This is a genomic window from Mycobacterium sp. (assembly GCF_050701675.1).
GTDB lineage: Bacteria > Actinomycetota > Actinomycetes > Mycobacteriales > Mycobacteriaceae > Mycobacterium.
The window spans coordinates 1-4,237 of record NZ_JBOGDD010000278.1; the positions used below are offsets into that span (position 1 = coordinate 1).

Sequence of the window (4,237 nt, forward strand, 5' to 3'; positions counted from 1 at the left end):
ACGAGTTGGGCGTCTCGGTGCCCGACGGCGTGATCGCCGACTACGAGCGGGTCCTCGAGCAGGTCGATCTCGCGTCGATCAACGCCCGCGAGCGGGTGACGCGCCACGACGTCAAGGCGCGCATCGAGGAGTTCAACGCGCTGGCCGGGCACGAACACGTGCACAAGGGCATGACGAGTCGCGACCTCACGGAGAACGTCGAACAACTGCAAATTCGTCGCTCCCTGGAACTCGTTCACGCGCACGGTGTCGCGGTGGTCGCGCGGCTGGCCGAACGCGCGACCCTCTACCGGGATCTGGTGATGGCGGGCCGCAGTCACAACGTCGCGGCGCAGGCGACGACGCTCGGCAAGCGATTCGCATCGGCGGCCGAGGAGACCCTCGTCGCGCTGACGCGCCTGTCCGAGCTGATCGACCGTTACCCGCTGCGCGGCATCAAGGGACCCATGGGCACGGCGCAGGACATGCTCGATCTGTTCGACGGCGACACCGTCCGGCTGGCTTCGCTCGAGCAGCGGGTGGCTGAATTCCTGGGCTTCGCAGACGTTTTCACCAGTGTCGGACAGGTGTACCCGCGGTCGTTGGACCATGACGTCGTGTCCGCGCTGGTTCAGTTGGGGGCAGGCCCTTCCTCGTTGGCGCACACCATCCGGCTGATGGCGGGCAACGAACTGGTCACCGAGGGCTTCGCACCCGGTCAGGTCGGCTCGTCGGCGATGCCACACAAGATGAACTCGCGTTCGTGCGAGCGCGTCAACGGTCTGCAGGTCGTGCTGCGCGGGTACGCATCGATGGCCGCCGAACTCGCAGGCGCACAGTGGAACGAGGGTGACGTGTTCTGCTCGGTGGTGCGTCGCGTCGCGCTTCCCGACGCGTTCTTCGCCGTCGACGGCCAGATCGAGACGTTCCTCACCGTGCTCGACGAGTTCGGCGCCTACCCCGCGGTGATCCAACGTGAGCTCGACCGCTACCTGCCCTTCCTGGCCACCACCCGCATCCTGATCGCGGCGGTCCGCGCCGGCGTCGGCCGCGAAACGGCCCACGAGGTGATCAAGGAACACGCCGTCGCCGTGGCCCTGGCCATGCGCGAAAGAGGTTCGGAGCCAGACCTTCTGGACCGACTGGCCGCTGATCCGCGGTTGCCCCTGGATCGGGACGCCCTCGACGCGGCGTTGGCGGACAAGGAGGCGTTCACCGGTGCGGCCACTGCACAGGTCGACGCCGTCGCTGCGGCCGTCGAGGAGTTGGTGAGGCGGTACCCCGAAGCGGCGAAGTACACCTCGGGCGCCATCCTGTGACCCTGGCGGCGGTTGACTTCACCGACCTGGACAACTTCGCGGCGGGTTTCCCGCACGAGTTGTTCGCGGTGCACCGCCGCGAGGCTCCGGTCTACTGGCACGAAGCCACCGAGCGCACTCCCGACGGCGAGGGCTTCTGGTCGGTGGCGACCTACGCGGAAAACCTTGCCGTGCTTCGTGATCCGGACTGCTTCTCGTCGGTGACGGGAGGCTCGCGACCGTTTGGCGGCACGCTGCTGCAGGACCTCTCGATCGCGGGCCAGGTGCTCAACATGATGGACGACCCACGGCACGCGCAGATCCGCGGGCTGGTCAGCTCCGGGCTGACGCCGCGGATGGTGTCGCGCATCTCCGACGACCTTCGGGCCAGGGCTCGCCGCTTGCTCGACCGCGTCGAACCCGGGGTGCCCTTCGACTTCCTGGTCGACGTGGCTGCGGAACTGCCCATGCAGATGATCTGCATCCTGCTGGGAGTGCCTGAGTCCGAACGGCATTGGCTGTTCGAGGCGATCGAACCGCAGTTCGACTTCGGCGGCTCGCGAAAGGCGGCCCTCCCGCGGATGTCCGTCGACGAGGCCGGGTCGCGCATGTCCGCGTACGGCCAGGAGCTGATCGCGTCGAAGCGCGCCGAGCCGACCGATGACATGTTGTCGGTGGTGGCCAACGACGATGCCTGCGCTCTCTCCGATCTCGAGCTGTACCTCTTCTTCAGTCTGCTCTTCAGTGCGGGCGCCGAAACCACGCGAAACTCCATCGCGGGCGGGCTGCTGGCGCTGATCGAGCACCCCGACCAGATGCGCGTGCTCCGAGACGATCTCGCGTCCCTGCCGGCCGCCGTCGAGGAGATGGTGCGCTGGACCACGCCGTCACCGTCCAAGCGGCGCACCGCGACGCGCGACGTCGAACTCGGCGGGTGCGCGATCGAAGCCGGGCAGAAGGTCCAGATCTGGGAGGGATCGGCGAACCGAGACAGCGCGGTGTTCACCGACGCGGAGGTATTCGACGTGGCGCGAAGGCCGAACCCGCACTTGGGTTTCGGGCAAGGAGTGCATTACTGCCTCGGTGCGAACCTGGCGCGCCTCGAGTTGCGGGTGCTGTTCGAGGAGCTGCTGACGCGGTTCCACGTCGCCTCGTTGGTCAAGCCCGTCGAGTGGACGCGCAGCAACCGGCACACCGGCATCCGGCACATGGTGGTCGAACTTCGACGATGAGGCCCGACGCATTCGCGGCCGTGATGGCGACGGGTATCGTCTCGGTCGCCGCCGCCGATCACGGCATGGACGTGATCAGTGCGGCGCTGGCGATCGTTGCGGTCGTGGCGCTGCCGGTACTCGTCATCGCGGCGGCCGTCGTCTGGAAGCGGGATTCGTGGAAGCTCGGCGACCTGGACACGGCGATCGGCTTGTTCACCTACGTCGCCGCATGCTGCGTGGTGGCGGCCAGGTTCGATTCACACCCGGTGGTGGTATGGATCCTCGGCGGCCTCGCTCTGCAGGGCTGGTTGTCTCTGGCGCCGTTCGTCGTCAGGGGTATGTGGCGGATTCGCTGGACGGGCCTGCGCGACCGGGCGCGCGGTGGGTGGGAGTTGGCGAGCGTCGCGACCTCCGGGCTGGCCATCGTGTGTGTGGCGGCCGACGTCGTGTTCTTGGCGTTGATCTTCTGGACGCTGGCGCTCTGCGCGTACTGCGCGATGACGGCGCTCATCGGGTGGCGGGCCACGCACGAGCCGGCAGTACGGCGCAACGTCCCGCCCGACCACTGGATCCTGATGGGGGGTCTGGCGATCGCGACGTTGGCCGGAGACCACATCCACCACGCGCTGCATTCCGGTCCCATTGCCGATGCCGTCCGCGGTGTGACGATCGTGACGTGGGTGCTCGCATCGCTGTGGATCCTCCCGCTGGCCGCGGTCGGCTGGCGCCGGATTCGCGATTGGCCCGCGGTGTTCCCGCTCGGCATGTACTCGTCGGCGACCTTCGCGATGGCGGCCGAGACGGGGTGGACCTGGTTGACGGTCGTGTCGTTGGCGTTCTTCTGGCTCGCGTTCGCGCTATGGCTCGCCACCTCCCCGTCCCTCGCGATTTCGGCGCGCTCGGTTGCGTCCGCCGCTACTCACCGCGCCCAATCGCGTGGCGGATGGTGGCGATGACCCGCTCGGGATATTCAGTCAGGTCGAGCCAGGTGAACCGGAGCACTTGGTAGCCGGCCAGCGCGATCGCATTCTGCTTCTTGCGATCCCGGTGGAATTCGTCGGCGTCGCTGTGGAAGGCGAAGCCGTCGACCTCGATGGCGACCTTGGCGGCCTGGAATAGGACGTCTACCTCGTAACCCGCGACGAGTTGATTGGCCTTCCAACCGGTGATCCCAGCCTGTTTCAACAGTTGGATCAACAGACGTTCTGCCGCCGAACGAGCGCCGTCATCCGCGGCTTGGAGCATTCGGCGCGCAGCGGGCGAACCATATCGCCCCTTGTTCCGCAGGTGGGCAGTCCACAACGGAGGCAGCTCGACATGGCGCTGCAGCGCGGTGTCCAACAACTTTGCGCCTCCCCCTCGTCTAACGGCCGCTTCGATGGCGGTGAGTGCGATGGCGGTCACCTGCAGGCCGCGGTGCTCGACGATGTCCGCGTTCTTCAAGTCGCGGCGACGAACTCTCGAACCAGCGTGGCAACGCCCGTGACTATTGCGTGGCACCGTCACCTCCACGGTGTCGGGCGCGAACTTGGTGACGCCGTGCCACCACGCGGCGGCCAGACCACTTGCCGCGGCTCGCTCGCCGTAGCTCCACACCGCAGCACGAATTCGTGCCGCGTCATCGAACGGCCTGTCGTCTGCGAAATAGACGCCCGGTGCGCACTGGAGCCATTGACCGGTCCTTATGCGCCGGTGGACGGCGTACTTGCTGATGCCTGCGCCGCGGGCTTGCGCCAGCGTCACGAC

At 67.4% G+C, this 4,237-nt stretch carries 4 protein-coding genes; 3 read left to right on the forward strand and 1 reads right to left on the reverse strand.

Features of this window, described 5'->3' with window-relative positions; all coding sequences use genetic code 11:
- The 3 genes from purB to ACRDUX_RS07990 all read left to right on the forward strand — a co-directional run.
- Nucleotides 1-1,298: adenylosuccinate lyase (gene purB, locus ACRDUX_RS07980; RefSeq protein WP_526412681.1), on the forward strand; the 1,298-nt coding region annotated here is incomplete at its 5' end.
- Entirely contained in the window at nucleotides 1,295-2,509 is a 1,215-nt protein-coding gene (locus ACRDUX_RS07985; protein WP_526412683.1) for a cytochrome P450, read from the forward strand. The genes purB and ACRDUX_RS07985, both read left to right, overlap by 4 nt.
- Nucleotides 2,506-3,447, forward strand: coding sequence for a tellurite resistance/C4-dicarboxylate transporter family protein (locus ACRDUX_RS07990; RefSeq protein WP_526412685.1), 942 nt, complete (start codon nucleotides 2,506-2,508; stop codon nucleotides 3,445-3,447). The genes ACRDUX_RS07985 and ACRDUX_RS07990 overlap by 4 nt, the downstream gene beginning before the upstream one ends.
- On the opposite strand, the gene ACRDUX_RS07995 is transcribed toward ACRDUX_RS07990, so the two are convergent.
- Nucleotides 3,407-4,237: PDDEXK-like endonuclease domain-containing protein (locus tag ACRDUX_RS07995; RefSeq protein WP_526412687.1), on the reverse strand; the 831-nt coding region annotated here is incomplete at its 5' end. The genes ACRDUX_RS07990 and ACRDUX_RS07995 overlap by 41 nt on opposite strands.